The sequence below is a fragment of the Acidovorax delafieldii 2AN genome (assembly GCF_000175235.1).
Classification (GTDB): Bacteria; Pseudomonadota; Gammaproteobacteria; order Burkholderiales; family Burkholderiaceae_C; genus Acidovorax; species Acidovorax delafieldii_B.
In genome coordinates, this window is sequence record NZ_ACQT01000291.1 from 1 (window position 1) to 4,073 (window position 4,073).

Annotated in this window: 3 protein-coding genes; all 3 read right to left on the reverse strand. The window is 69.9% G+C overall.

What is annotated here, in order from left to right; translation table 11 throughout:
- A partial coding sequence (locus tag ACDELDRAFT_RS19815; RefSeq protein ID WP_005799832.1) for a DUF802 domain-containing protein occupies positions 1 to 1,363 on the reverse strand: 1,363 nt, incomplete at its 3' end.
- On the reverse strand, positions 1,360 to 2,121 hold the full coding sequence (locus tag ACDELDRAFT_RS19820) for a DUF3348 family protein (RefSeq protein ID WP_005799833.1): 762 nt from the start codon (positions 2,119 to 2,121) through the stop codon (positions 1,360 to 1,362). The genes ACDELDRAFT_RS19815 and ACDELDRAFT_RS19820, both read right to left, overlap by 4 nt.
- 511 nt (positions 2,122 to 2,632) lie before the next feature.
- On the reverse strand, positions 2,633 to 4,073 hold a 1,441-nt coding region (locus tag ACDELDRAFT_RS19825; RefSeq protein WP_005799834.1), incomplete at its 5' end, for a TonB-dependent receptor domain-containing protein.

Here is a 4,073-nt window from a genome sequence, read left to right on the forward strand (position 1 = left end):
TGCCCGAACGCTGCTCGAAGGCCTGCGCAGCCGTGTCCAGGCTCCGGTCGAGCTGCGCGGCTGCTGCCTCAAGTGCCTCGCCCACGCGCTGCTGCTGCGCCAATGCCTGCGTGCCCGCGCGCTGCCATTCGGCGCCGAGCGTGCTGGCCAGGGTTTCCATGGACTGGTTCCATTGCGCCAGGCGCGCCTGGTCGGCAGCCGCCTGGGCCGCCTGCGACTGCGCCGCCGATGACTGCAGCGAGGCCAGCAGCGCATCGGAGCGCTGGTTGAACGCCTGCGTCACGGTCTGCAGCGCCCCGTCGAGCTGCGCCACCAGCGCGCCCTGGGCCTGCGTGTGGCCGTGCAGCGCCGTGGTCCAGGTGTCGGCCACCTGGCGCGCCGTGCCCTCCCATTGGGCCGTGAGCGCCTGCATCTGTGCATCGATGGCCGCGCGCAGGCGCTCGTGCGAGCGCTGCGCCTCGAGGGTCAGCGTGGTCATGGCCTGTTCGACCACGGGCCGTATCGTCTCGCCGGCCTGCCGGGCGCTGGCACCCAGGCTTTCCTGCAGCGATGCGCCCACGGTGCTTGCCAGCTGGGTGTAGGCCGAGGCGGCTTCGCGGTGGAATCCCTGCTGCTGGGCCAGCAACTGCTCGCCCAGCTGGCCGCTGCGGCGCTCCAGCCCTTCCATCAGGCCTTGCAGGCGATCGGCGATGAGCGGCAGCGCCTGGGCCTGCGCCTGCAGCGCCAGGAGCGTTTCCTCACGGCGGTGGGCCGACGAGAACGGCCGGAACAGCACGGGGATCTGCGTGTCGAGCAGGCGCATGGCATCGAGGCGCTCGCGCCGGCTCAGGGCGGACAGCAAGCCCAGCATGGCCGAAGCCGCCACCCCCGCGACCGAGGTGCCGAACGACAGCCCCAGGCCCTTGATCGGGGCCGCGAGCGCGGCGCGGATCGACTCGAGGTTAGACGATGCCTCCAGCGCAAACACGGCGCCATGGAACGTGACCACCATGCCCAGGAAGGTGCCCAGCATGCCCAGCATGACCAGCAGGCCGACCAGGTACGGCGTAAGAGCCGGCCCAGGCAGGGCCACGCGCTCGCCTTCGATGCGCTGGCGCACGGGGTTGCGCAGCGCGGGCGCAATGCGGCCCAGCCAGCCCGCCAAGTCGGAAGGCGGCTCTGCGGGGCCGCCGGCCAGGGCTGCGGCCAGCGACGCGGTGGCGGTGCGGTACTGCCGCAGCTCATGCGCGCCCAACACGTACACGGCGCCGATCACCACCGTCATCGCCAGCGCCAGCGAGCTCGTGCCCACGAACCCCCAGCCCACCCAGCCCACGGCCGCGAGGCCCACGGCAAAGATGGCGGCTGTCACACTCTTGTTCATTCCTGTTGTCCTGTCTTCTCGTTGCGGGCTGCTTCCAGCAGCCCCGTGATGGGCTGAAGGCGCACCTGCATTTCTGCCAGCAGCAGCGCCTGCATGTCCTGATCAAAGGCCCAGAGCCAGCCGCCGGCTTGCCGCCAGCGCCGCGGTTCGTCGTCCTGGCCACTGGCCAGCAGGGCCCGCTGGTGTGCCTGCAGGCGCTGGGCCATGCGTCTTTCGAGGTGGCCGGGCAGCGAAGCCCACAGCCGCTGCTCGCGCGCGCCCAGCATCTGCTCCATGACGGCATCCAGCGCGGCCAGCTGCAGCAGGGGACCGCCCTCCTTCGACAGCCACTGCCGCATGCGAGCGCGCAGCGCCGCCAGTCGGGTTTCCATCTGTTTTTGCAGCGCCAGATAGCGGGCGGCGTGGAGGGCGAAATCCACCTGCACCTCGGGATCGGGCTCTTCCACGGGCGTGTTGTCGGCCCGCCCACGCACCGGCCGGGCGGGTGCCGGCGGTGCCGTGATGAGCTGCGTCACCTCGGTCCTGGCCGCCTGGCAGGCCGCCTCCATGGCGACCACGTCCAGCGCCTGCCCCGGCCCTTTGCGCAGCCCCGATTCGATCGAATGCAGCGCACCGCCCAGCCGCACGGCATCGACCGGGCCCAGCCACTGGCTCAGGTGCTCGGCCACGTCCTGCGTGGACGGGGCGCAGGCCTTCTGCGTCCATTGCTGAAGCAGGACGACAAGGCTGGAGCTGTTGAGTCGGTGGTGCTGATACATCCCGGAGGGGCCAATTGCTGCGCTTGCCGCGGCCATGAAGGTCGCGGCCCCAGGGAAGGGTCCCCGGTGGGCAAAGCCCGCTATTTTCGCAGGAATGGGCTGGGCCCTTGGCCATGGCCCGCCGGGGTGTTGCAGGTGTTACATCGCCGCTGCCGCCGGATGCCATCGGCCCACCGTGGCGCCGCTGCACCAGGCCCGGGTGGCCGCTGGCCGTTGCGCGCCGGGTGTTGGCGGCGCCCCCAAGGGGCCGAACGGAGAGGTTTCGCTGAACCGGGCGCCGGGTGCTGAGGGCTCCATGGCGAGGCGTACCCAGGGCCAGCGCCGAGGTCTGGCGCGGCATTTCTCATGCGAATCGGCCTGTAGTGCTCATCCATCAAGCGCAAATAGCTATGAACCTGATAGCGGGTGATAGCAGCTGATCTGCGGCATGTCCGGCGCCCGCCGCGCCGGAGCGTGGCCGCACACGTCCGGGCCCCGGGGCCGCAGGGTGGCCACTGCCAGCCCCGGGGCATCAGAACGCCACCTTCACCCCCACCGTGATGTTGCGTCCCATCAGGGGGGCGGCATTCTTGATGAACGAGGTGTGTGCATAGGCCAGCCGGTCGGTGAGGTTGTTCGCCTTCACGTAGAGCTGCCACGGCGTGCCCCCGGCGGTCTGGCTGCTGTAGGCCAGGCCCAGGTTCAGCATGCCGTAGCCGGGCGTGGCCGTTTCAAAATCGGCCACGCGGTTCTGGCGCGCCACCTGCACCCATTCGACCTGCCCTTCCCAGGCTTGCCAGTTGGCGTCCAGCCGCAAGCCGGCGCGGGTGGCCGGAATGCGTGGCAGCAGGCCACCACCATCGAGTTTGGCCCGCACGGTGTCGCCAAACAGCGTGATGCCGAGGTTGCGCGTCAGGCGCTGGCGCACCTGGCCTTCGATGCCGGTGAAGGTGGCGTCGGCCTGGCTGTACTGCAGCAGTTGCAGGCCGTCCAGCGCGTCGAGCGTGCGGCCATAGATGTAGTTCTGGATGCGGTTCCTGAACACGCTCACGCCGAAGGTGGTGTCGCCGCTGGTCTTCTTCAGGCCCACGTCGATGTTCTGCGAAATTTCGGAGCGCAGGTCGGCGTTGCCGCGTTCGTAGGTGCTGGTGGCCATGTGCAGGCCCTGTGCGTACAGCTCTTCGGCCGACGGGGCGCGGCTGGCGCGGGTGAACGAGGTGCCCACCTGGTAGCCGGGCGTGAACTTCCACACCGCGCCCAGCGATGCCGAGGTGCCATTGTGGCTGCGCTCGATGCCGCTGGTCTGGGCCTCGGCTGTCTGGCGATCATGGCTCAGGGCGCCTTCAAAGCGCCAGTCGTTCCAGCGGTATTCCTCCAGCACGAAGAGGCCGGCCTTGCGCGTGACGGTGGGCTGCACGTAGGCCTCTGCGCCCTCTGCGCTGAACTTGCGCTGCGAGGTCTGCAGGCCGATCAAGCCCTTGAACCCCCAGATGGGCTCGTGCTGCAGCTCGATGCGTGTGTCATAGGCCTTGTTCTTGAACGTGGTGCCGATGGCACCGTCCTCGACCTCGTCGTGCCGGTAATCGGTGGCGCCCGCACGCAGCCGCAGTGCCGAGAAGCCCGCAAACGGGTTGCGCAGCTCGCCGCGCACATCGAAGCGCTCGCTGCGCAAGTCCACCACGGGCACATCGCCCGCTGCGGCGTCGTGTCCGTGGTCATGGCCATCGGCTTCGTCGCCGGCATGGTCCCCGCAGTGCAGGTGGTCGCCATGGGTGTGGCAGCCATCAAAGCTGTGGTTGTGGCCTGGCAGGCCGTATTTGGCGGTCTGGCGGGTGTAGGCCGCGCCCAGGTAGCCCTGGTCACCCACCCACGACAGGCCCACGCTGCCGGTGTCGGTGCGGTTGAAGCTGCCCGGCACCTTGCTGCCGCCCGACCAGCCCTTGCCCACGCGGTAGTCGCCCGCGTCCCGCGCC